18 protein-coding genes are annotated in these 23001 nt (G+C 62.5%); 6 read left to right on the forward strand and 12 right to left on the reverse strand.

Annotated features, from left to right (window positions below; all coding sequences use genetic code 11):
• Positions 1 to 5: 5 nt before the first annotated feature.
• Positions 6 to 1514, reverse strand: coding sequence for an ATP-binding cassette domain-containing protein (locus IG616_RS13440; RefSeq protein WP_192148682.1), 1509 nt, complete (start codon positions 1512 to 1514; stop codon positions 6 to 8).
• Between the two features lie 185 nt (positions 1515 to 1699).
• Here IG616_RS13440 and IG616_RS13445 point away from each other — a divergent pair, with 185 nt between their 5' ends.
• Positions 1700 to 2677 (forward strand): LacI family DNA-binding transcriptional regulator, encoded by a 978-nt coding sequence (locus tag IG616_RS13445; RefSeq protein ID WP_192148823.1) that lies wholly within the window; start codon positions 1700 to 1702, stop codon positions 2675 to 2677.
• 24 nt (positions 2678 to 2701) lie between these two features.
• On the opposite strand, the gene IG616_RS13450 is transcribed toward IG616_RS13445, so the two are convergent.
• A complete protein-coding gene (locus IG616_RS13450) occupies positions 2702 to 3751 on the reverse strand; it encodes a LacI family DNA-binding transcriptional regulator (RefSeq protein WP_192148683.1) in 1050 nt (349 codons plus the stop codon).
• Between the two features lie 98 nt (positions 3752 to 3849).
• Here IG616_RS13450 and IG616_RS13455 point away from each other — a divergent pair, with 98 nt between their 5' ends.
• From IG616_RS13455 to IG616_RS13465, 3 genes are read left to right on the forward strand one after another with little or no spacing between them, the layout of a single operon-like run.
• The gene (locus tag IG616_RS13455) at positions 3850 to 4341 is read left to right on the forward strand and encodes a TRAP transporter small permease (RefSeq protein WP_209007499.1); all 492 of its coding nucleotides are present in this window, start codon (positions 3850 to 3852) and stop codon (positions 4339 to 4341) included.
• Positions 4338 to 5618 (forward strand): TRAP transporter large permease subunit, encoded by a 1281-nt coding sequence (locus IG616_RS13460; protein WP_192148684.1) that lies wholly within the window; start codon positions 4338 to 4340, stop codon positions 5616 to 5618. The genes IG616_RS13455 and IG616_RS13460 overlap by 4 nt, the downstream gene beginning before the upstream one ends.
• A 16-nt stretch (positions 5619 to 5634) precedes the next feature.
• A complete protein-coding gene (locus IG616_RS13465; protein WP_192148685.1) occupies positions 5635 to 6615 on the forward strand; it encodes a TRAP transporter substrate-binding protein in 981 nt (326 codons plus the stop codon).
• Positions 6616 to 6687: 72 nt separating this feature from the next.
• Here the strand turns inward: IG616_RS13465 and IG616_RS13470 are convergent, their stop codons facing one another.
• From IG616_RS13470 to IG616_RS13490, 5 genes are all read right to left on the reverse strand, one after another.
• Positions 6688 to 7704, reverse strand: a complete 1017-nt coding sequence (locus IG616_RS13470; protein ID WP_246476227.1) for a LacI family DNA-binding transcriptional regulator — start codon at positions 7702 to 7704, stop codon at positions 6688 to 6690.
• A gap of 402 nt (positions 7705 to 8106) precedes the next feature.
• Positions 8107 to 8439, reverse strand: a complete 333-nt coding sequence (locus IG616_RS13475) for a hypothetical protein (RefSeq protein WP_192148686.1) — start codon at positions 8437 to 8439, stop codon at positions 8107 to 8109.
• Positions 8436 to 9323 (reverse strand): NAD(P)-dependent oxidoreductase, encoded by an 888-nt coding sequence (locus IG616_RS13480; protein WP_192148687.1) that lies wholly within the window; start codon positions 9321 to 9323, stop codon positions 8436 to 8438. The genes IG616_RS13475 and IG616_RS13480 overlap by 4 nt, the downstream gene beginning before the upstream one ends.
• On the reverse strand, positions 9320 to 9829 hold the full coding sequence (locus IG616_RS13485) for a gluconokinase (RefSeq protein ID WP_192148688.1): 510 nt from the start codon (positions 9827 to 9829) through the stop codon (positions 9320 to 9322). The genes IG616_RS13480 and IG616_RS13485 overlap by 4 nt, the downstream gene beginning before the upstream one ends.
• On the reverse strand, positions 9820 to 10587 hold the full coding sequence (locus tag IG616_RS13490; protein ID WP_192148689.1) for an SDR family oxidoreductase: 768 nt from the start codon (positions 10585 to 10587) through the stop codon (positions 9820 to 9822). Before IG616_RS13490 ends, IG616_RS13485 begins: the two co-directional genes overlap by 10 nt.
• 116 nt (positions 10588 to 10703) lie before the next feature.
• Between IG616_RS13490 and IG616_RS13495 the strand changes: the two genes are divergently transcribed.
• Together IG616_RS13495 and IG616_RS13500 are read left to right on the forward strand one after the other, a co-directional pair.
• A complete protein-coding gene (locus tag IG616_RS13495) occupies positions 10704 to 11651 on the forward strand; it encodes a 2-hydroxyacid dehydrogenase (protein ID WP_192148690.1) in 948 nt (315 codons plus the stop codon).
• 327 nt (positions 11652 to 11978) lie between these two features.
• A complete protein-coding gene (locus IG616_RS13500; RefSeq protein ID WP_192148691.1) occupies positions 11979 to 13010 on the forward strand; it encodes an L-idonate 5-dehydrogenase in 1032 nt (343 codons plus the stop codon).
• Positions 13011 to 13105: 95 nt separating this feature from the next.
• On the opposite strand, the gene IG616_RS13505 is transcribed toward IG616_RS13500, so the two are convergent.
• The 5 genes from IG616_RS13505 to IG616_RS13525 form a co-directional block, all read right to left on the reverse strand.
• Positions 13106 to 16546 carry an ATP-binding protein gene (locus IG616_RS13505; RefSeq protein ID WP_192148692.1) on the reverse strand — a complete coding sequence of 1147 codons (3441 nt, stop codon included), beginning with the start codon at positions 16544 to 16546 and terminating at the stop codon, positions 13106 to 13108.
• The gene (locus tag IG616_RS13510; RefSeq protein WP_192148693.1) at positions 16543 to 17787 is read right to left on the reverse strand and encodes a metallophosphoesterase family protein; all 1245 of its coding nucleotides are present in this window, start codon (positions 17785 to 17787) and stop codon (positions 16543 to 16545) included. The genes IG616_RS13505 and IG616_RS13510 overlap by 4 nt, the downstream gene beginning before the upstream one ends.
• Positions 17788 to 18268: 481 nt before the next feature.
• Positions 18269 to 19576 carry an alpha-glucosidase/alpha-galactosidase gene (melA, locus tag IG616_RS13515; RefSeq protein ID WP_192148694.1) on the reverse strand — a complete coding sequence of 436 codons (1308 nt, stop codon included), beginning with the start codon at positions 19574 to 19576 and terminating at the stop codon, positions 18269 to 18271.
• 93 nt (positions 19577 to 19669) lie between these two features.
• The gene (locus IG616_RS13520) at positions 19670 to 20755 is read right to left on the reverse strand and encodes an ABC transporter ATP-binding protein (RefSeq protein ID WP_192148695.1); all 1086 of its coding nucleotides are present in this window, start codon (positions 20753 to 20755) and stop codon (positions 19670 to 19672) included.
• 11 nt (positions 20756 to 20766) lie between these two features.
• Entirely contained in the window at positions 20767 to 22998 is a 2232-nt protein-coding gene (locus IG616_RS13525) for a glycoside hydrolase family 2 protein (protein WP_192148696.1), read from the reverse strand.
• Positions 22999 to 23001: the final 3 nt, after the last annotated feature.

Genomic DNA, 23001 nt, shown 5'->3' on the forward strand with positions numbered 1-23001 from the left:
TACCCTTAAGCGGCTGCGGCATTGCTGGCCGAGGCGGCCTGAATGAGATTTTCGGTCGAGAGCTTCGCACCGGAGAGTTCACTGACGATGGCGCCCTGGCTGAAGACGATGGCGCGCTGGCAGATGGTCGCGACTTCCTCGAAGTCTGTGGAGACCAGCAGGATGCCGACCCCTTCCTGAAGCGCCTTGTTCAAGAGAGCGTAGATCTCTGCCTTCGCGCCCACGTCCACCCCTGCGGTCGGGTCCTCGCAGATCAGCAGCTTGCGCTTGGTCGCCAGCCAGCGGGCCATGACCACCTTCTGCTGGTTGCCGCCGGACAGCGCCTCGATGGCAAGGGTCTGATCATTGGGCGACAGGGCCACTTCCCGGCCGATCTTTTCCGCCTGTTTTGCTTCGGCGGCGGGCGACAGGAAGGAAAACAGGCGCCGCCCGACTGCCGCCGGGTTCAGGAAGGTGTTCTCCCGGAGGGTCAGCGGCATGGCGACGGATTCTTCCGTCCGGTCGCGGGCAACCAAGCCGATGCCGCTGTCAAGCGCCGTCTTGGGCGAGCGCAGGTCCGGCGTGCCGTTGCCCGCCAGCTCAACCTCCCCGCTGTGCGGCTCCATGCCGTAAAGCGCGCGGGCGATGGTCTCGTGACCGGCGCCCCTCAGGCCGACAAGGCCGACGATTTCGTTCTGGCGGAGGGTGAAATCCACTGGCCCGGCGCTGCGGGTTGCCAGCTTCCTGACGTTCAGCACCGGAGCGCCCGGCGCCTCTTCCGCCTTGCGCACCTGACGGGTCTTGCGGCCCACGATCATATGGACCAGTTCCTCCGCGCTGGTGTGCTGGATCGCCCGGACGCCAACCAGTTCCCCATCCCTGAGAACGGCCACACGGTCCGCGATCTGGAAGATTTCGTCCAGACGGTGGGAGACATAGATCATGCCAACCCCGGCCTGCCGCAAAGGCCGCAGGGCCTCGAACAGGCGGGCAACCTCGTCGGCAGGCAGCGAAGCCGTCGGTTCGTCCAGAACCAGGAAATCGCTTTTCACCGCAAGCGCGCGGGCAATGGCAACGAGGGATTTTTCCGTGCGCGAGAGATCCTGCACCCGGGTCGAGGGGCAGAAGTCGCAGCCGACCTTTTTGAGGGCATCGGCGGCGAAATCCTCGGCCTTGCGCCAGTCGATCAGGCCGAACCGCCGGGAGAACCCCAGCGCGAGCGCCATGTTCTCGGCCACGGTCATCCACTCGATCATGCCCAGATCCTGGTGGATGAAGGCCACGGACTGGGGCTCGCCGAAGCCGCCGGGGCGGTGCTCATAGGGCTCGCCGTCGATCAGGACACGGCCCGCGTCGGGCTTGTGAATGCCGCCGAGGATCTTGATGAGGGTGGACTTGCCCGCACCGTTCTCCCCCAGAAGCGCAACGATTTCGCCGCGGTCCACGGCCAGCGAGACATCGCGGACGGCATAGGTGCCGCCAAAATGCTTCTGGATGCCGTCAAAAAACAGACGGTTCGTCAAAGTGCCAGTCACAGTCTTCCTCCCATGGCCACCGGCTCCGCTCCCTCGCGTCTCCTCCTCGAGACATGGGTTGAGTTACCGGTAACGTGCCATTATCATCCGGCCGGGAAACTTGAATGTCAACGAAAAAGTTATCGATAACTTTTTCGCGTCTGGATGCTGACTTGAACAATAAAAACAATAAGATAAGCCTATCCATGGTGGCGGAAGCGGCAGGCGTTTCCAAAATGACGGCAAGCCGTGTGCTCCGGAACGAGGGCGGCTTCTCGCCCCAGACCAGGGACCGTGTTCTGGCCGAGGTCGAGCGTCTGGGCTACCTGCCCAACCGGATCGCGGCGGTGTTTTCCGGCGATCAGAAATCGACCTTCATCGGCGTCAGCATTCCCGACCTTGGCAATGAGGTCTTCACCCATGTTCTGGAAGGCATCGACCGCAAGCTCTCCGCGTTCGGTCACCAGACCGTTCTGGGCATGACCCAGCGTGTGGCCGGGGAGGAGGAGAAATGGATCGGGACCGTGCTGTCCTGGCAGCCCGCCGGGCTGATCCTGACCGGTGTGTCCCATGCGCCGCGCGTGCAGCAGATGCTGGAGGCGGCGGATCTGCCTGTCGTCGAGATCTGGGAGCTGAGCGCAACGCCCTTCGACATGTGCGTGGGTCTTGACCACGAGGCCAGCGGACGGGCCATGGGGCGCTATCTGGTCTCAAAGGGATACAAGCATTTCGGCTATGTCGGCACCCATCATGATGCCGCAAACGCCGCTGCTGCCCGTCTCAGCGGCTTCGGCGAGGCGGTCAAAGCGGGCGAAGGCCGGCTGAAGAAACAGCTGCTTCTGAACGACGTGCCCGGTTTCTACACCGGCTACTATGGTGTCGAGCAGCTGCTGTCCAGCGCCCCGGAAACCGAGGTCGTGTTCTTCCAGAACGACAATATGGCCATGGGCGCGATCCAGTTTTGCCAGGCCAAGGGCATTTCCGTGCCGGGAGACCTTGGCATCGCCGGCTGGGGCGAACTGCCCATTGCCTCCGTCCTGCCCTACCGGCTCACCACCGTCCGGGTGAACCACCTGCGCATCGGCCAGGCCGCCGCCGAAAAACTGCTCCTGCGCATCAGCGGCGATAGCGTCGATCCGGTGACCGACGTGGGATTCCAGCTGATCGAGGGGGAGACGGTGTGAGGGGTTGGGTCCTTATACGAGAACTCACGTCGTGTTGCCGCGGTGGAAGGTAAGGGGGCAGGTGATCGGCTGGTCCGGGGAGCGGCCAGCCATCAGCTCCAGCACCGCATTGGCCACATCCTGTCCCAGTTTCCAGCCATCGGTGCTGATGGTTGTCAGGCGGGTGCGGATGGTCTGTTCGCGCGAGGTGCCGTTGAAACCCATCACCTTCACGTCGTCCGGCACCCTGTAGCCAGCCGCCAGCAGCGTTCTCAGACCGCCGATGGCCATGGCATCGTTGAGATAGAAAATCCCCTCGATCCCCGGATAGGTCTCCAGAAGCCTGCGGGTGAGGATCTCGCCGCTTTCCGCCTGGCGCGGCAGGTGCTCATCGGTGATCAGTGCGGTCTCTGCACCTTTCGCCCGCATGCAGCCCGCAAAGCTTTCCATCCGCCGCCCTGCGCAGAGATCCTTTCCGGTTTCCGCTCCAATATAGGCAACTTTCCGCAAACCGAGGTCGTGGAAGTGGCTAGCCGCGATCTTACCCGCCTCGATGTGGGATGGTCCGGCGCTTACTGGCCCGCCCGTGTCGTCGCCGTCCCAGATCTGGACATGGGCTACCCCCATGCGCCGGATCAGTTTTTGCGCCTGCGCTGTTGAGGCGATCCCGCCGCTGCGAATGAGGAACGCCGGGCGCAAGGCCAGAAGGTCGTGGATCTGCCGCTCCTCCACCTGCGGATCCATCCGGCTTTCCGCGATGAACAGGGACAGGGACGCGTCATCCAGCAAGCTGTGCAGGCTGCTGAGGATCTCGCTGTAGATCGCATCGGCAATCGATGGAATCAGCACAGCCCCGAGCATGCTCTTGCGGGCGCTGAGCGCCCCGGCCAAACGGTTCGGCACGTAGCCGAGGGATCCGGCAGCTGCGAAAATGCGCTTCTGGGTCTCGGGTGAAATGGCTCCGGTGCCGCGCAGCACCTTGGATACCGTCATGGTGCTGACACCTGCCGCGCGAGCCACATCCGCCAGCGTCACGGTCTCCCGGCTGCGGCTTGCGGGCAAGGGCGGGGCGTTTTCTGAAATGTGCTCGGCCATCCGTTGACAATCTCGTTTGTTATCGATAACTCATAAATCAGGTTATCGATAACCTTGCAACAGATAGTTTGTCGAACGGCTGGTTCTGGGAGGAGCAAGTGGTTTTTTGGCGCTGGATCTGGCGTTTCATTGACTGGGCGATTGCGGCGCTTTTGACCGCGATGATCGTGCTCGTCTTCACCAACGTGGTCCTGCGCTACGGCTTTGCCTCCGGATTGCGGCAGTCCGTGGAACTCTCGCGCCTCGGTCTTGTCTGGGTCGTCATGCTGGGCGCGGCGGTGGTTCTGCGCCGTGAGCAGCACCTGGCGGTCAGCGAAGTGGTCGAGGCCTTTGCCCCGAGGCTGGTGCCGTTCTTCCGCCGTCTGGCTTATCTGGTGATCCTGATTTCGGTTCTCATGCTGTTCTGGGGCGCGTTCCGCCAGATGAACGCGAACTGGAACAACATCTCCCAGCTGACCGGCCTGCCCTCCGCCCTGTTCTACCTGGCGGGCGTCGTCTCTGCCCTGCTTATGACCGCCATTGCCGCCGTGCGCATCGTCTCACCCGATGCGCTCAAAAGCGATCAGGACGACGGGGAGATGCACACATGACGCTGGCGCTTTTCCTCGCGGTTCTGCTGGGGGCCATTCTGCTGGGGCTGCCGGTGGCCTTCGCCCTGCTCTTGGCCGCCATTGCCCTAATGCTGCAGCTTGACCTCTTCAGCGCGGATATCCTGGCGCAGGCCCTGATCAATGGCGTCGACAGTTTCCCGCTGCTGGCCATTCCCTTCTTCCTGGTGGCCGGGGAAGTCATGTCCACGGGCGGGCTTTCCAAGCGCATCGTGCGCATGGCGGTCTCCATGATCGGCCACAAGAAGGGAGGCCTTGGCTATGTGGCCATTCTGACGGCTATCCTGCTGGCCGGGCTCTCCGGGTCAGCGGTCGCAGATGCCGCAGCCCTCGTCGCGATCCTTTATCCGATGATGCGAAATGCCAACTATCCGGAAGGCCGGTCCGTCGGCCTGCTGGCCTCGGGCGGCATCATTGCGCCGGTCATTCCACCGTCTCTGCCGCTGATCCTCGTGGGGGTTGCCGGAAATATCTCGATCAAGAACCTGTTTCTGGGCGGCATCGCACCGGGCCTGATGATGGGCGCCGCGTTGATCCTGGTCTGGTATCTGCTTATGCGCGGGGAAAAGCTGGAGACGCTGCAACGCGCCTCCGCCCGCGAGCGGCTGGCCGCCTTCCGTGAGGGGTTCTGGGCACTGCTTCTGCCCATCATCATCATCGGCGGCATCCGTTTCGGGGTCTTCACCCCCACAGAGGCCGCCGTTGTGGCCGCTGTCTACGCCATCTTTGTTTCCACGGTCATCTACCGCGAAATGACCTTCACCAGATTCTTCCGCATTCTCGTCAATGCGGGGCGCTCCACGGCGATGGTCATGTTCCTGGTCGGCTGCGCCATGGTCGCCGCCTGGCTGATCACGGTTGCGCAGCTGCCTCAGCAACTAGCGGCGATGCTCGGGCCGCTGGTGGAGAACCCGCGTCTGCTGATGGCGGTCATCATGGTTCTCGTTCTGCTGGTCGGCATGGTGATGGACCTTTCCCCCACCATCCTGATCCTCGTTCCGCTGCTCATGCCGGTCATCAAGCAGGCCCATATCGATCCCGTCTATTTCGGCCTGATGTTTGTCATCAACTGCTCCATAGGACTGATCACACCGCCAGTGGGAACGGTTCTGAATGTCGTTTGCGGCGTCGGCAGGGTGCCGATGTCCTCGGCAGTGAAAGGCTCATGGCCCTTCATCTGCGCCTATCTGATGCTCCTCGCGCTGTTTGTCGCGTTCCCGGGCATCGTCACGGTCCCGATGAGATGGCTCATCGGTTAAATGGGAGGAAACCACAATGAAAGCGCATCTCAAGACACTCGGGCTGGCAGCCCTCTTGACCGTCGGCATGGCGGCCACGTCCTTTGCTGAAGTCACGCTGAAATTTGCCCATGCGGCGCCGGAAACGGATCTTCAGCAGGATTTGGCGGTCTTTTTCCAGAAAGAAGTCGCCGCCCGCACCAATGGTGAGGTGAAGGTTCAGATCTTCCCGCAAGGCCAGCTCGGCAATGATGCGGCCATGATCGACGGCGCAAGATCCGGCATCATCGACATTGTCATGGTCGGTCTCAACAATTTCTCCGGACTGATGCCGGAATCGGCTGCCTTTACGCTGCCCTTCATGTTCCCCACCCGCGAAGCTGCCTATTCGGTTCTAGATGGCGATGTCGGCAAAGGCGTTCTGGCAAAGTTTGAAGAACATGGCCTGAAGGGGCTCGGCTATCCGGAAAACGGCTACCGGAACATGACGAACAACCGTGGCCCGATCCGGACACCGGAGGACGTTAAGGGCCTGCAGATGCGGGTGAACAACTCCAAGGCCTTGAACGATATGTTCAGCCTCCTCGGCGCCAACCCGCAGCAGATCCCCGTGGCTGAGCTCTACACCGCGCTGGAAACCGGTGTGGTGGACAGCCAGGACCATCCGATCGGCATCACGCTCTCTTTCAAGTTCTATGAAGTGCAAAAGTATCTCAGCCTGACCCAGCACGCTTATGCGCCGCTGGCTGTGGCCATGAACCTGAACAAATTCAACGGCCTGTCGGAAGACCAGCAGAAAACCGTTCTCGATGTGGCGGCGGAAGCCGTTACCATGCAGCGCCAGCTCAGCATCGCCAAGGAAGACGAGATGATCGCGGCGCTGGAAGACGCCGGCATGCAGGTGAACCGTGACGTGGACGGCGCAGCCTTCCAGGCACAGGTGAAGCCGGTCTGGGATGCGTTCATTGCCGAAAACGGTGACGGGCTGGTGAACGCCATCCTGGCCGCATCCAAGTAAGCCGGAAGATCCAAGATAAAGCCGCCCTCAGCTGGAACCTGCTGAGGGCGGAGCCTTTTCAAGACCCCCCTTTCACCCGCTCGACTCGCGGATGCTGAGGCTGGGGGCGATGGGGATGCGGATGGGGGTTTTTTCCGTCTCTCCCCCGCCCCTGAGCAGGGAGACGATCAGCTCGCCGGTCTGCCGGCCGATCTCCGCCGGATGCGGGTCGATGGTGGTCAGGGTGGGCACGCAGACCTCGGAAATGTCATAGGCGCCGAAACCGGCAATCGCCATATCCTGCGGCACCCGCACGCCCCGGCGCGCGCATTCGCTCAAGGCGCCGAAGGCGGACAGGTCCGAAACGCAAATGACCGCTTCCGTGTCCGGGTGGTCTTTCAAAAGCCGCGCCATGGCATCCGCACCCTCGCGCATGGAAATCGGCGGCTCGCCTGCCCCGATCAGCCGGTCAGGTGACAGGCCAAGACGGGTCATGGCCTGGATGAAGCCCCGGCGGCGGTCCGCGCCGCGGGTGTCGCCATCCGTGTCACCGCCGATGAAGGCAATGCGCGTGCGGCCCGTGGCGGCCAGATGGCCGACCATGTCATGCATGGTCGCGGCGTTGGAAAAGCCGACCACATGGTCAACCGGGGCTTCCGGCAGATCCCAGGTCTCCACCACCGGGATCTTCGCCCGCGCAAGCAGCTGCCGGGTGCGCTCCGTGTGGCGGCCGCCGGTCAGGACAATGGCTTCCGGCCGGCGGCGCAGGAACTGCTCGACGATCTCTTCTTCCTCGTGGATGTCGTAATTGCTGTAACCCAGGAGCACCTGCAGCCCGGCCCCTTTCAGCACCTCCGACAAGGCCCCGACCGTATCGGCGAAGTTGGCATTGTTGATCGAGGGAATGGAGACGGCGACGAAGCCCGTGCGCTGGGAGCGCAAATTGGCCGCCGTGCTGTCGAAGACATAGCCCAGATCCTCGGCGATCTGCAGGATCCGCTTGCGGGTCTCGCCGCCCACGGAGGCGTGCTCTTTGAAGGCGCGGCTCACGGTCATGACGGAAACGCCCGCCTTGTCCGCCACATCCTTCATGGTCACTGTCCGCTGCATGGCGCTCCGCCTTGTGTGTGTTTGTTTCAGGAGTACATACGCAACTTAGGCCTCTACCGGCAATTCCCGCAGGCCGTCAGTCGTTCAGTCTTCCGGGGGAATGGGTTGCGGTACTGCGGTTCGGATGGACAGGGGCATGCACCGCAATAAAACCGAAACGCCGCGGCATACGCCCCTCTCCTCCCTTGAGGGGGAGATGCCCCCGATTGGGGGGGGCAGAGGGGGGGGGGAACGTTTCCGCGTACTCAGTAAGACTGAATGTTCCGAGAGGTTGATACCCCCCTCTGTCAGCTGTCGCTGACATCTCCCCCGCAAGGGGGGAGACGGGAGCCCGCCGAACCGCCACGTGCCGGTAACAAGCACCTCTACCTGACATCCCGGAAACCTTTCCCCTCTCAAACCTTACCCCTTGTACTCATTGGCTTCCGTGACGTGGTGGTGGATGCGGCCGTCGAAGAATTCGGCGACGATCTCACCGGTCACATCGCGGGACTGGCCGCGCACGGCGCTGGTCAGCGCGCCTTCCATGGCGGCCCGGTCCGGATAGGTGATCGCCAGGATCAGCGGAAACTCGGGTGCGCCCTCGTCCCGCTCCTCGCCGAACATGACCCGCACATCGCTGTTGCCGGGGAACTGCCGCCAGAGCGGCACCAGCCGCTTGGTCACGGCGGCCCGGAAGGCATCCGTCTTGCCGGGCTTGATGCTACCCTCGAACAGGGCGAAACGGGTGATCATTGGAACTTCTCCGTGTCCGGTCCCTTGAAATATTCCATCAGCGCGGCCTGGTCCTCGCCGCCGAGCCCGGCTGCCGTCAGCAGCCGGTGAACCTCCGCGCAGACCGCCGTCAGCGGCATGGCCGTGTTGGTGCGGCGGGCGAGATCCTGCGCGCCGTTCAGATCCTTGACCATGTTGTCGATCCGGCCTGTGCGGCGGTAATCGCGGGCAACAAAGCGCGGCATATATTCCTGCAGGATGGCGCTGTCGGCGCGCCCGCCCTTCAGGGCCGCCGGGATCTTCGCCGCGTCCACACCCGCGTCGAGCGCAAGCTGCGTTGCCTCGGCCACCGCCAGAAAGCCCAGTCCGCACAGCACCTGGTTGATCAGTTTGGTTGTCTGGCCCGCGCCAACAGGGCCCATGCGGGTGTAATTGGCGCTGACGAATTTCAGCACGTTGTGAGCGTCTGCCACATCTGCTTCTGTGCCGCCTGCCATCAGGGTCAATTCACCGGTAAGCGCCTTGGGCGCACCGCCCGACAGCGGGCTGTCCACCCAGCGCAGGCCCTTGGCCGCCGCCTTTTCCGCCAGCTCCTTCGTGGCGTCCGGGTCGATGGACGACATGTCGATGATCAAGGTGCCAGGCTTGGCCCCGGCGGCTACGCCGTTTTCACCGAAGACGGCAAGGTCAACAATGCGCGGGGCGTTCAGACTGGTGATCACATAGTCCGATTGCGCCGCAGCTTCCGCGGCAGAAGAGGCCGCACGGGCGCCTTTGGCAACGAGCGCTGCAACTTTCTCAGCATCAAGATCGAACACCTGCAGGCTGTTGCCGGTTTCCACAAGACGGGTGCCAATGGCTCCGCCCATGGCCCCTGCCCCGATCAGGGCCACATTCACGCTCATGCTTCATTCCTCCCGATGGACGCCAGAAGCGCGTCCGTAACCTTTTCCGGCGGCTGATCGATAGAGGCCTTATGGCTCAGCTCATCGGCCTGCGGCGGCTCCAGGGCCGCAAGCTGGCTGTCGAGCAGCGCGGCAGGCATGAAGTGACCCGGCCTTTGCGACACCCGCTGTTCCAGAACCTCCCGCGTGCCTTCCAGGAACAGGAAGGTTACCGGCTGCTCTGCCTTCTGGCCGATCCGCTCGCGGTAGATCCGCTTCAGGGCGGAACAGGCGATGAAAACCGGCCCACGCTCGCCCTTCAACGCCGCGCCGACCTTGTCCAGCCAGGGAAAGCGGTCGGCGTCCGTCAGCGGAATGCCTGCGCTCATCTTGGCGATGTTTTCCGCAGGATGCAGGTCGTCCCCGTCGATGAAGCGTCCGCCGGTGGCCTTGGCCAGTCTCTGGCCGATTTCCGACTTGCCGCAGCCACAGACCCCCATGACCACGAAGGCGCCGCTTACAGACATGCCGAAATCCCGCCGTCGACAAAGATGGTGGTGCCATTGACGAAGGAAGACGCATCGGAGGAGAGGAAGATGCAGGTGCCTACCAGCTCCTCAACCTTGCCCCAGCGGCCCGCCGGGGTGCGCTTTTCCAGCCAGGCGCTGAAGTCCGGATCGTTGACCAGGGCCGCGTTGAGTGGCGTGTCGAAATAGCCCGGCGCCAGGCCGTTGCACTGCAGGCCGTATCTCGCCCAGTCCGTGGCCATGCCCTTGGTCAGATTGGCCACCGCGCCCTTGGTGGCGGTGTAGGGGGCAATACCCGGGCGGGCGAGCGCGGTCTGAACCGAGCAGATATTGACGATCTTGCCTGCGCCCCGCTTGATCATGTGCCGGGCGACCGCCTGACCTGTGTGAAAGACGGAGGCGATGTTGGTCTGAAGCAGCCGCTCAAAGGCATCCGCCGGAAAATCCTCCAGCGGGGTCCGGTGCTGCATGCCGGCGTTATTGACCAGAATGTCGATGGCCCCCACCGACGCCTCGAACCCGTCCACGGCCTTGCGCACGCCCTCATGGTCGGTCACGTCGAAGGCCAGCTCGTGTACCTTGAGCCCTTCGCCGCGCAGTGCCGCGGCCGCAGCCGAGAGCTTGCCGGCGTCCCGGCCGTTGAGGACCAGCTCGGCACCGGCGCCTCCGAGGCCACGGGCAAGGGCAAGGCCGATCCCCTGGGAGGACCCGGTGATCAGGGCCCGCTTCCCGGACAGGTCAAACAGGGCAAGGCTCATTCAGGGCTTCCTTCTCACATGGCAATTGACAGCTGCACCTGTTATGTTATCGATAACATACATTGTCAAGCTCAGCTGTAAGGCTTGGCCTTCAAGTTCTAGGGAGTTTTCAGAAAATGACCAAGCCCGGCATTCTTCAGGTCGGCCCTTACCCGGAGTGGGACCAGATCCCGCTCGATGAGACGTTCTCCGTGCACAGATATTTCGAGGCGGAGAACAAGGACGCTTACCTTGCCGAAGTCGGCAGCAGCATCCGGGGCATTGCCACGCGGGGGGAACTGGGCGCCAGCCGGGCCATGATCGAGGCCTGCCCGAACCTCGAAATCATCTCCGTCTATGGGGTTGGCTATGACGCGGTGGACCTGGCCGCCTGCCGGGAGCGCGGCATCCGGGTGACCAACACGCCGGACGTGCTGACCAAGGATGTGGCCGATCTTGGGGTCGCCATGATGCTGGCCCAGTCGCGCGGCATGACCGGCGCGGAAAGCTGGGTGCGGGACGGCAGCTGGGCGGCAAAAGGCCTTTATCCGCTGAAAAACCGCGTTTGGGGCAAGAAGGCCGGTGTGCTCGGCCTCGGCCGGATCGGCTTTGAGGTCGCCAAGCGGCTGGCCGGGTTTGATCTTAGCATCGCCTATTCGGATGTGACCGCCAAGGACTATGCGCCGGACTGGACGTTCATTGCCGATCCGGTGGAGCTTGCCCGCCAGTCCGACTTCCTGTTCGTGACGCTTGCCGCCTCCGCCGAGACCCGCCACATCGTCAACCGGGAGGTGATCGAGGCCGTCGGGCCGGAAGGCATGATCATCAACATCAGCCGCGCCTCGAACATCGACGAAGAGGCCCTGCTGGACGCCCTGGAGGCGGGCCGCCTCGGCTCCGCCGCGCTGGATGTGTTCGAAGGCGAACCGGCCCTCAACCCGCGCTTTCTGAAGCTCGGCAACGTGCTGCTCCAGCCGCACCATGCGTCGGGCACCTTCGAGACGCGCAAGGCCATGGGCCAGCTTGTGCGGGACAACCTGTCGGCGCATTTCGCCGGCAAAGATCTGCTGACCCCGGTTCTGTGAGACTGTCAAAGGGTGAGCGGTCTAAGATTCAAAATTTCATCTAGGTCAGAAACCGGTCAAGATCTTCGTTTCTGACTTGGAGCTGGATACAGAACCGGCGCGGCATATGCCCGTCTCCCCCCTTGCGGGGGAGATGTCAGCGATAGCTGACAGAGGGGGGTTTAGGGTTTCAGGACATTCAGCAAGGTTGCTGTGTGGTGAGGAGCTGATACCCCTCTCTGTCTCCTGACGGAGACATCTCCCCCGCAAGGGGGGAGACGGGTGTCTGCCGAACCGGCGGTTTATCGATAACGGTGTGTTCCGCACCGGACAGCAGTGGAGACTATCATGAAATCCATCGTCATTCACGCCGCCAAGGACCTGCGGATCGAGGACCGGGAGGCGGCTCTGCCCGGCCCCGGCGAAGTGCAGATCAAGCTGGCAACCGGCGGCATCTGCGGCTCCGACCTGCATTATTTCAACCATGGCGGCTTCGGCACTGTGCGGCTGAAAGAGCCGATGATCCTGGGGCACGAGGTCTCCGGCCATATCACGGCGCTGGGGGATGGCGTGTCGCATCTGGCGATTGGCCAGCTGGTCGCCGTCTCCCCGTCCCGCCCCTGCCGCCAGTGCCGGTTCTGTGCGGAAGGCTCTTACAACCAGTGCCTCAACATGCGCTTTTACGGCAGCGCCATGCCGTTCCCGCATATCCAGGGCGCCTTCCGCGAGCTGTTGGTCGCCGATGCCATCCAATGCGCTCCGGCGGACGGGCTAACGGAGGGCGAAGCGGCGATGGCCGAACCGCTGGCGGTCTGTCTGCATGCGACACGGCGCGCGGGGAACCTTGTCGGCAAGTCCGTTCTCGTCACCGGCTGCGGCCCAATCGGGATTCTGTGCATCCTTGCGGCCCGCCGGGCGGGCGCGGACCTCATTGTGGCAACCGATCTCAGCCCTTTCACCCTGTCCATGGCCAAGAAGGCCGGGGCTGACACGGTGATCAACATGGCGGAAAGCCCGGCGGAGCTGGAGCGGTTCAACGCGGACAAGGGCACCTTTGATGTGCTTTACGAATGCTCCGGCGCGGCCCCTGCCCTCGCCGCCGGCATTGCCGCCATGCGCCCCGGCGGCACGATTATCCAGCTGGGTCTTGGCGGCGACATGGCCGTGCCGATGATGGCGCTGACCGCCAAGGAACTCTCCCTGAAGGGCTCCTTCCGCTTCCACGAGGAATTCTTCACCGGCGTCAGCCTGATGCAAAAGGGCCTGATCGACGTCAAACCCTTCATCACCCAAACCTTCCCGCTCAAAGACGCCCTCCAGGCCTTCGAAACGGCAGGCGACAGAAGCAAGGCTGTCAAGGCCCAGATCGCGTTTGAGTGAGAGGGGCATGCAGCGGGTTAGTGGCCTGACAGCAGGCGGAGGGAACAGATCTCTCCGTCTGGAAAACCGGACCGGCCAGGCTGTACCGTCCTGCCTCAGATCGTATGGATTGTAACGCCGCTGCCACAGACCTCACGGGCAATATCAACGACGTGCTGGTGGTGAGTGAGGTAGATGGCCTGGCCGGTCCGGCCGATGGTGCCCATCACCTTGCAGGCTGACCGGGTCCGGTTTTCATCGAAGGTTTCGAAAATGTCGTCGCAGAAGAACGGCAGGCACAGGCCCCGTCCGGCCAGCTGCTCGTAGGCGGCCGCACGAAGGGCGAGATAGAGCTGGAACCGGGTGCCCTTGGAAAGTTCCTGCGCCTGCTTGGCCGTTCCCTTTGCATCAATCGCCAGCAGGATCTCCGACTTTGCACCTGGCTGGGTGGTCAGACGCGTGTAGGCGCCGTTGGTCAGGTCCGCGAAGGTCCGCTCGGTGGCCTCCATCATGGAGCTGCGATGGGTGTCGCGGTAGCGGCGGATCGCCTCCTCCGCAAGGCTCAGGCCGAACTGGGTTTCCAGATAGGTCAGGATCGTGTCTTCCAATGCCAGTTCGAGCGTTGCCTTCCGCTCGACCAGCCTCGCCACATCGTCCTCTCCCGTCACGGCGGCAAGATCTCTTTGCGCATTGGAGCGTTGCTCGATGGCGCTTTCCAGCTGCTGCTCGGCCCGGGTGAGGTCTTGTTCGATCATGTTCAGCGCGGCGGCAAGATCCGTATCCGATTTCTCCTTGAGCGCCGCTTGCGCCTCTTCCAAAGTAGAAGAGCCGGCAAGGCTCTGGAGGGATGCGGTCAGATCTGCAAGCCGCGCTCTCTTCTGGATCACGTCGCCAGCCTGGTTGACCGCGCCCCGCAAGTCCTGAAGGCTCCCAGTGGCGATACGGTCCGGAAAGGCGGCTGCAAGAACCGACCTTTTGCCGTCGATCTCTTGAAGCGCCGCCTCCACGCCTGATAGATCCGCCCTTGCGGCATCAAGCTTTTTGCCGAGATCCAGGTAGGTGGTCTCGGTGTTCTGGGCCGAGCTTGCGAGGGTCTGAAGCTGATCATAGGTGTCGAGCGGTGCCGCAGAGGGCAGAATTCCAGCCTTTTGCGCAAGATGCTCGACCTCGCGGGCGAAGGCCTTCTGATCGGCTTCCATGCTCTCGATCTGGCGTGTTAGCGCCGCCCGTGCCGGCTCCATTTCCCTGAGGCTGCGCAACGGCTGAAGAGATTGAAGCAACAGGCCGGCATCGACCTTCGAGCCGAGGCAGTCCGCAACCAGCGCCTTCCAGTCTGCCTCGCCTGTGGTCCTGGCATGGTCCAGATCCGTCAGGGTCTGTTGCCGCCGGTCAAGCTCCGCCTTTAGCGATTTGCAGACCTCTTCGGCGGCTTTCCGCTCCTCTTCGCGGGTCCGTTCATCCTGCTGACGGCGCCGGGCTTCGGAAACGAGCGTGTCGAATTCATCCGTTTCAAGGCGCAAGAGATCTTTCAGCTCTTCGCCAAGCCGCCGCGCTGCCGACAGCGTCGCTTCGTGTTCCTCAAAGAGGCGGTCCAGATGCCGTTGCGCCTTGGCTGCCTGGTCCAGCTTGGCGGCCCAGAGGGCAAAGATCGTCGGGCTGACCGGATTTTTCAACCCGGAGGCCTGCGCCTGAGCCGTGGTGGATGCAACGGCGGTTTGGATTTCCGCGTCCAGTTTCTCCAGCTGGTTCCGGCCCGCTGCCAGCTGGCTTGTCAACCCGATCTGTCGTTGCTCCTCTGCCCGCAACCGCCCCAGCTCCGTGGCATGATCGAGACGGGTCTCATTGGCCTTGTCGAGGGTTGCCATGGCCGTTTCAAAGGCGCTGGCCGAAGATGGCAGCAGATCGGCTTTGTGGGCGGACCAGAGCCGGTCGCGTTCCTCCCGTGCGGCCTTCGCGGCAAGATCGTCCACCAGTCCTGAGCCGGATGTCAGATGGCCGATCCGCAGGTTCAGTGCATCCAGCTCCCGCTGCTGCTCCTCGCAACGCTCTGCAATTTTTGCGCGCTGCTCCTGCAGGCGTTCAAAGGCTTGCGCCAGTTCTTCCGCTTCGGCCGAAGACAGAGACGAAGCCGGCAAGTTGTCAAAGCTCTGGCCGGAAATTGTGAGGCCTGCAAGGGCCTCGTCCCGCGCGGTTCTTGCAGCCCGCAGCGCCTGGCTGGCACCGGCAAAGCGCGGCGCGAGGCCATCCACCGCATAGCGCTGAAGCACCGGCCCGGCGCTCTGCACGCTTCCGGTTTGCTCCTCCAGGGACCTTAGGCGGTCTTCGGAAAGCTTCAGGCGCAACCGCACCTCTTTGTTCTGGTCCTGCTCTCTGGAAAAGTTCTTGGCGAGATCGCGCAGGGTGTCGCGCAGGTCTTCCATCTGCTGCATCTGGGCGGCTGTCACCACCAGAGCCGCAGGATCCGTCCCTTCCGGTGCTTGCAGCTCCCGGGCTGCCCGGGCCATGTCCGAGAGGGTTTCAGCGAGGGACTTGCGCCGCCGCTCAAGATCAAGGTCAGCAGATTTCTGGCGAAGGTGAAGCGTTTCCAGCGTCCCAAGATCATTCAAAAGCGCCAGATGCTCCGGATGCCGGGTGAGCTGGCTCAGCTCTTCTTCGAGATCCGCAATATCCGCTTCCAGCCGCTCTTTGTCGCCCAGCAGCTTGTTTTCACAGGTCAGAAGCTCCACCAGATCCTCAGGATTGATCTCCAGTTGCCGGGGAAAATCCTCATAATCCGCGAGCGCCACGCTGAGGCTTTCACATTCGGCCAATATGGGCAGGGCGGCCCTTTGGGCTTCCAGCGTTGCTTTCTGTCCGTGAAAGGTCTGCCTTTGCTCCCGCAGGGCCTTTTCTTCCTCCTGTGCGGTTTCCAGCGCCTGCCTCAGCTTCTTGTATGCATTTGCCGGAACATCCAGATGCCGGATCTGCTGCTCGACTTCGGCAAGCTCCTTCTTCAGCCGGGCCACTTCCGTGGAGCTTGCACGCTTGCGGTAAAGGCCGTCTGCCTTGGCGCGGAACTGGTCGAGCACCCCGGTCAGATCGCTGACACCGGCGGCGGCGGAAAACAGAAGCCGGCCGATATCGCCGTTGCTGGCGACAATTTCGTCGCCGCCCTTTTCGATCGTCTCGTCATCCAGGCAGAGGAGCTGACGGTAATCGGCCTCCGATAACCCGCCGAGATGGGCCTGGATCGCGGCCTCGGGCAGGATCATGTCATTCCGGTCGCGCAGGGGCCCGTCGCGGTTCGAAAGCCGTGTCAGCTCAAGGCGTTGCCCCTTCACGTCAAGAACACCGGAGACCCTTAGGTTCTTGCGCTGATGGAGAAAACCGTAAGGGTCCACATGGGGAAAGCCGTAGAGAAGCCGCAGGAACCCTTCCATGCTGGTTGTCTTCCCGGCCTCATTCGGCCCGTAGATCACATGGAAGTCCGGGCCGCTTGGGGCCACTTCGCCAAAGTCAAAGGTTTTTGCCGAAAAATGGCCGAAGAGATCGAGGGTCAGGGAGCGCAGGCGCATCATTCGCTCGCGCCCTTCATCGCCGCCACAATGGCTTGAGTGCCCGCTGCCGACAGATCTTCTGTCAGCTGCCGCGCCGCGTCCTCATCGGGCAACAGCCCAGTCCTGCGGTTATGGGGAATCTCAGCGCCAACTGTTTCCAGCAGTTCCTGCATCTGGGCCTGGAAGGCGGGTTCAGACCGGATGGCGGACATCAGCTGTTCCAGCTCCGGCACGGCAGAGAATGAGGCGCTGTCTTCCTCAACGCCGCGGAGATCGAATTTCAGTTTTTCAATCCAGATCCTGCCGGTGCCTCTGGCGAGCTCGCTGGCGGTCTCCGTCCAAAGGTCCTGATCGCGAAGCACCTGCCATTTGCGCGGCGCCGCACCGGTCAGGGTCAGCCGCAGCAGGCCGGCATCCGACAAGAGCCCCGCACTCACCTCCTGCAACCGGCTGCGGAGCTTCGCGCGGATCTCCTCATCGGTTTCACAGCCGCCGATATCCACCTGCACTTCCTGAAACTCCGCCGCGGAGGTGGGCACTTCGGAGAGGGAAATCCGGCCCTCCTCAATGGTCAGCAGGGTCGCGGATTTGGGACCAGCCTCGCCAATGTCGCGGCCTTGCGGAATGCCCGGCATGACGACCCAGGGATTGCTTGCGTGAACCTGCCGCCTGTGCACATGGCCGAGGGCCCAGTAATCAAAGCCCATGGCGGTCAGATCCGCCACCGTGCAAGGGGCATAGGTGTCGTGCCCCTGGCTTCCAGCAAGCGACGTGTGCAGCATGGCGATGTTGATGGCATCGGGCTCGGGCGCGCCGAATTTGCTCAAAAGACTGTCCGGGGCATGACGGCCGCTGAAGCTTACGCCATGGATCCAGATGCCAGTCGCGCCCAGCTGCTTCTTGCCGCCCCGCCCGTCGAAGACGTGAACATTGTCCGGCAGGCTGATCTCGCCGGTCACCGGGTTTTCCGCGTCGTGGTTGCCCTTGATGTAGAAGACCGCAATCTCCGCGGCTTTCAGCCGGTCCAGCTCCGACACCAGAAACGCGCCCGCCTTGGCGCTGCGCTGCGCGCCATCGAATAGATCCCCGGCAATCAGCAGCGCCGAAACCCCCTCGCTCAAGGCGGCATCGACAAGCCGGCTAAAGGCGGCGCGTGTGGCGGTTTGCACAAGGCCCTGCAGCGCTTCATCGCGCAGGGCAAGCGACTGCAACGGCGAATCCAGATGCACATCGGCAGTATGTAAAATCTTGATCGAATTCATGTTTATAAAACCGGACACTCAGGACCTGACCCGACCCACCATAGGAGCAGCAGGGATTGCATGCCAAGCGGCATTTGTGCCGTTTGAAGAGGCTGGTCACCCTCAACAAACGCCGGCCGGCTGAAAACCGGACATCTCAGCGGTCTCCATGGCCGACGTCATCGGGGGCGTTCGGATGATCCCTGAGAGCGGTGTCGTCTGCCCCTACCTTCATCCAAGTAGAGGCAGAACTTCACGTATCACTCACCTCACGCTTTTTGCCCGCCAGGGTGGTTTGAAACTGACCGGGGAAGGAAACAAGCTCTTCGACTATGCCCGCAGATTCTTAAATTGACCAAAGATCTCGGCTTTGCCTCCGTTCCCCGTCTACGACTGGGATTCACCTCTGCGCGGGGCAATGCGCCCTGACGATGAGGAAGAGGCGGACGGCCGGGCCGCGGGTTGAACCGCGACCCCCACCTATCGCCCCGATTTGCGTTTGTCAGCGCAGGTTTTCGGGGATCCAGTCGCCGTGGGCCTTCAAGAGATCGCCAGTCAGGGCCCAGATCTGGTCGAGATCCAGTTCCGCTGCCGTATGCGGATCGAGCATGGCCGCATGGAAGATATGGTCCCGGTTGCCGGTGACGATAGCTTCGACCGTCAGGGCCTGGACGTTGATGTTGGTCTGCATCAGGGCGGCCAGATGCGGCGGCAGGGCGCCGATGCGGGTCGGCTGGATGCCGTTGCGGTCCACAAGGCACGGCACCTCGACACAGCAGCCCTGCGGCAGGTTCGAGATGATCTGGTCGTTGATCACATTGCCGTAAATGACCGCAGGCTGGCCGGTGACCATGGCGCGGATGATATGGGAGCCATATTCGACGCTGCGCTCGATCTCGACCGTCTTGTCCGGGTCCTGCATGTCCTTCGACAGGGTTTGCCAGTCGGCAATTTGGCTCTCGCAGCGCCGGGGATATTCATCGAGTGGAATGTTGAAGCGCTCGATCAGGTCCTCGCGGCCGGACTTGATGTACCAGGGCACATATTCGGAGAAATGCTCCGAGCTCTCCGTGACGAAATATCCGAGCCGCTTGAACATATCATAGCGCACCCGGTTCCAGTTCGGCACCCGCCCCTCTTCCATGACCTGGCGGATCCGCGGATAGAGGTCTTCGCCCTTGTGCTCGAACTTCAGATAAAAAGCCATGTGGTTGATGCCGGCGACGAGATAGTCGATCTCCTCCACCGGAACGCCAATGTCTTCGGAAAGCTCGCCGGCCGTATGAGGCACGGAATGGCACAGGCCCACGGTCCGGATCTTCGACAAGCGGTTGAGGCCCCAGCAGTTCATGGCCATGGGGTTGGCATAGTTGATATGCAGCGTGTCCGGACACAGGCGCTCCATGTCTTTCGACATGTCCGCCAGAACCGGAACCGTGCGCAGCGCCCGCATGATGCCACCGATGCCAAGTGTGTCAGCAATGGTCTGGCGCAGGCCGTAAGCCTTGGGCGTTTCGAAGTCGATGACCGTGCCCGGCTTGTAGCCGGCAACCTGGATCATGTTGATGCAGAAATCGGCCCCATCCAGCGCCCTGGACCGGTCCGTCGTCGCGCTGATGCGCGCTGGAACGTCAAGCTGCCGCTTGATCTTGTTGCCGACAGCCAGGGACTCGCTGAGGCGCTGCTCGTCGATGTCGTAAAGCACGATCTCCGCATCCCGCAGCTCCTCGAAGGACAGGATGTCCCCCATCAGGTGCTTGGCGAAAACGGTGCTGCCCGCACCGATGAAGGTAATCTTGGGGGCGTGCATTGCAGTCTCCGGAAAGCCGCGCCCTTGCGCGGTGTGTTGAGAAAATTCGTGTTGCCTGCACCGGGGCAAGCACCAGAGGTCTGGTGGCCCACCTTACCGGATACGGGCACCTTCTCCGGTGAAATACAGGAGATCGGCGGGGTTGAAGCGGGCGTCGAGACGATCGCTGCCATCGCCCTTGGCGGAGATGCCCGGATATTTGATCGTGACCAGATCACCTGCACCGCGGCCATGGACCAGAGTTTCAGATCCCAGATGCTCGACCATTTCCACGGCGACGCTGATGCTTTCCGATGCCTGCTCATTGAACATTTCAGGACGGATGCCCGCCGTGATCTGCGTCCCGGGAGCAGGCAAGCCCGTCAGCCCTGCTACCGGCACCGTCACGCCGAAATCCTCCAGCGTTACCGCCGCACCGCCCTGCCCGTCTCCGCCCTCAGCCACCCGGGCCGGAAGGAAGTTCATTTTCGGCGATCCGATAAATCCGGCAACAAACTGGTTGTCCGGATCTGTATAGAGCTGCAGCGGCGTGCCGGTCTGCTCGATCCGGCCTGCGCGCAAAACGACGATCTTGTCGGCCAGCGTCATGGCCTCCACCTGGTCGTGGGTGACATAGATGATCGTCGCGCCGAGCCGTTTGTGCAGCTTGGCGATTTCGATGCGCATGTGGACGCGCAGTTCCGCATCCAGATTGGACAAGGGCTCGTCAAACAGAAACACCTTGGGATGGCGGACAATCGCCCGGCCGATGGCCACCCGCTGGCGCTGGCCGCCGGAAAGCTGGCCGGGCTTGCGCTCCAGCAGCGGCTCCAGCTCCAGAATGCGCGCGGCGTCCATCACTTGGCGGTCGATCTGGGCCTTAGGCACCCCGGCGAAACGCAGCGCGAAGCCCATGTTCTGCCGGACGGTCATATGCGGGTAAAGTGCATAGGACTGGAACACCATGGCAATGCCGCGTTTGGACGGATCGGTGTCGTTCATCCGTGCTCCACCGATGTCCAGATCGCCGGAGGTAATGTCCTCAAGTCCGGCGATCATGCGCAGCAAGGTGGACTTGCCGCAGCCCGACGGCCCGACGAAAACGGTGAAGGCCCCTTTTTCGATCTCGAGATCGACCTCCTTGATGACCTTCAAGCTGCCGAAGGATTTGCTGACCTGCCTGAGGCTCAGTTCGCTCATGCTGCCCTCCCCTATACCGCCGTCAGGCTCAGTTCCTGAGTGGCAAACCGGGGCGAGGACACGGTGACCCCGATTGCGCCGGCCTCACCGGTGGATTCCAGCCAGAAGCCGGTGGTGCCGCCGGTCAGCACAGGTGTGTCCGGTCCAAGCAGCCGGGCGGGGCCGGTGACCGAAACATGCACCGGATCATCCAGGAACGGCAGGATATGACCCGTCTGGTCGAGGGCCCGGACGATAACGCGCACCTGGTCCTTGCGGGCCGCGGTTACCGTGTCCTCGTCGGCCAACACCTGCAGCTGCGCGGGCAGAGGCCTTGAGGTCAAAGTCACAGTCATGACCGGCTTGCCATCAATGAAGCCCGTGATCCGCCCATCTTCCCACTGCATGCCCCAAAGGCCCAATTCGTCCGCGGAAAAATGACGGCGGTCGAACACCACAGGCGCATGGGGCAGATGCGGATAGGCGCTGCGGTCCGGGCCAACCCGTTTGACGACATTGTCTCCGTAGGCGATCTCCACCTCGTCGCAGTTTGTCAGCACGATTAGAGGTAGAATGCCGCCGATGTTGCGCTCACCTCGCGCCCAGAAGGTCACAGGCTTCAGGATGAGCTCGTCTGACGGATCGCACTGGCTGGCGTAGACATGCGCTGCAAATTTCGGCTCACGGAACACATCCAGCACGCCATGATGGCAAATCCTGTCGCCGGAGCCGAAGTCCTTGTGGGTGTTGTAGTCGAACATGCACCAGCCGATGGAGCCGGAAATCGACGGGTCGCCATAGCTGGCGTTCAACACCTGCAGGTGGCGCGTCACATGCTCGGCCTGACGCTGCTCCTGATCATGACGCTTAGTCGGATACATATGCCCGCCATATTCGGTGATCATGTAGGGTACCTTGCGCGGCAGGCCGGTGCATTCCTGCTGATCCCGAAGCGCGATACGGCCCCGGTTGCGGCCAGGCAACTCCTCGTCGCCGAGGATGAAGTCGTTCATCGTGTAGACGTCTTCGAGGAATTCGCTGTCGGTGATATAGCGCACACCGCCGGTCTGGCGGGTCGGGTCGAGCGCGCGGGCGACCCGGTTGGTTTCCAGATAGAAGTCGTGATTGTCCTGGGACTCGTTGATACGAACACCCCAGAGAATGATGGAAGGATGGTTCCAGTCCCGCTCGATCATGCGCTCCACATTAAGCACCGACTCGGTCTGCCATTCCTCGCCGCCGATATGCTGCCAGCCAGGGATCTCCTCAAACACCAGCAGTCCGATCCGGTCGCAATGATCCAGGAACCAGGGCGACTGCGGATAATGCGAGGTGCGCACCAGATTGCACTTGAGATCGTCTTTCAGGATCTCCGCATCCCGCTCCTGCGCCCGCTTGCCCATGGCATAGCCGGAATAGGGCCAGGCCTGATGCCGGTTCAGGCCGCGGATCTTCAAAGGCTTGCCATTGAGCAGGAAGCCTTCCGGTGTGAACTCGGCGGTTCGGAAGCCGAACGTGGAGGACAGATCATCCGTTCCAGTGGACGATGTCAGCACAGCCTCGGCGGTATAAAGGACCGGATTGCCCGGCTCCCAGAGCGAAAGACCGGTCAGGCCGGTGAAGGAAAGCGTTTCGCTGTCCGCCTTAACCTGCTTTTCTGCACTGGCCAGCACCTTGCCCGAGGCATCCTTGAGCTGAACATTCAGCAGACCTTCGGCCTCAGCCATATCAACGCGCACAGTCACCGTCTTCTCATGAGACAGCGCATCGGGCGTTTCGATCTTGAGCCGGCGGATATGGGCGGGCTCGGTCACCTTCAGCCAGGCGTCGCGATAGATGCCTGCATAGGTGAGATAATCGATCCGGCCGCCGAAGGGCGGGATTTCGGGATTTTCCGATCCGTCGATCTTCACGGTGATCAGGTTTCCGCCGGGCTTCAGGTGCTTGCTGAGCCGCGCCTCGAAGGGGGTATAGCCATCCTTGTGGGCCGCCACTTCCACGCCGTTCACCCAGACAACCGAATTGGCCATGGCGCCATCGAACCGGATCGAGACTTCCTTGCCTTCGAATTCCGGCAGCCAGTCCAGCTGCTTCTGATAGGTGAAGACGCACTGATAGCTGGTCTCATCGAAGTAGTTCAGCGGCAGATCCACGGCATTGTGCGGCAGGCGCACCTTGCCCCCCGCCTGCATTTGTGTCTTCATCTCCTCGGAAAAGCCGTCGTGGAACGTCCAGCCATCGTTGAAAAGGGTGGTCTTGCGCATGGA

Source organism: Roseibium litorale, from assembly GCF_014842915.1.
Taxonomy (GTDB): Bacteria; Pseudomonadota; Alphaproteobacteria; order Rhizobiales; family Stappiaceae; genus Roseibium; species Roseibium litorale.

Excerpts from the sequence above, each read along its gene's own strand:
- IG616_RS13475 (WP_192148686.1), bottom strand. The coding sequence starts at position 8,439 with ATGATCACCCGTTTCGCCCTGTTCGAGGGTAGCATCAAGCCCGGCAAG.
- IG616_RS13485 (WP_192148688.1), bottom strand. The coding sequence starts at position 9,829 with ATGTCTGTAAGCGGCGCCTTCGTGGTCATGGGGGTCTGTGGCTGCGGC.
- IG616_RS13495 (WP_192148690.1), top strand. The coding sequence starts at position 10,704 with ATGACCAAGCCCGGCATTCTTCAGGTCGGCCCTTACCCGGAGTGGGAC.
- IG616_RS13480 (WP_192148687.1), bottom strand. The coding sequence starts at position 9,323 with ATGAGCGTGAATGTGGCCCTGATCGGGGCAGGGGCCATGGGCGGAGCC.
- IG616_RS13465 (WP_192148685.1), top strand. The coding sequence starts at position 5,635 with ATGAAAGCGCATCTCAAGACACTCGGGCTGGCAGCCCTCTTGACCGTC.
- IG616_RS13500 (WP_192148691.1), top strand. The coding sequence starts at position 11,979 with ATGAAATCCATCGTCATTCACGCCGCCAAGGACCTGCGGATCGAGGAC.
- IG616_RS13510 (WP_192148693.1), bottom strand. The coding sequence starts at position 17,787 with ATGAATTCGATCAAGATTTTACATACTGCCGATGTGCATCTGGATTCG.
- IG616_RS13450 (WP_192148683.1), bottom strand. The coding sequence starts at position 3,751 with ATGGCCGAGCACATTTCAGAAAACGCCCCGCCCTTGCCCGCAAGCCGC.
- IG616_RS13490 (WP_192148689.1), bottom strand. The coding sequence starts at position 10,587 with ATGAGCCTTGCCCTGTTTGACCTGTCCGGGAAGCGGGCCCTGATCACC.
- IG616_RS13505 (WP_192148692.1), bottom strand. The coding sequence starts at position 16,546 with ATGATGCGCCTGCGCTCCCTGACCCTCGATCTCTTCGGCCATTTTTCG.
- IG616_RS13470 (WP_246476227.1), bottom strand. The coding sequence starts at position 7,704 with ATGCAGCGGACAGTGACCATGAAGGATGTGGCGGACAAGGCGGGCGTT.
- IG616_RS13460 (WP_192148684.1), top strand. The coding sequence starts at position 4,338 with ATGACGCTGGCGCTTTTCCTCGCGGTTCTGCTGGGGGCCATTCTGCTG.
- IG616_RS13525 (WP_192148696.1), bottom strand. The coding sequence starts at position 22,998 with ATGCGCAAGACCACCCTTTTCAACGATGGCTGGACGTTCCACGACGGC.
- IG616_RS13445 (WP_192148823.1), top strand. The coding sequence starts at position 1,700 with ATGGTGGCGGAAGCGGCAGGCGTTTCCAAAATGACGGCAAGCCGTGTG.
- IG616_RS13520 (WP_192148695.1), bottom strand. The coding sequence starts at position 20,755 with ATGAGCGAACTGAGCCTCAGGCAGGTCAGCAAATCCTTCGGCAGCTTG.
- melA (WP_192148694.1), bottom strand. The coding sequence starts at position 19,576 with ATGCACGCCCCCAAGATTACCTTCATCGGTGCGGGCAGCACCGTTTTC.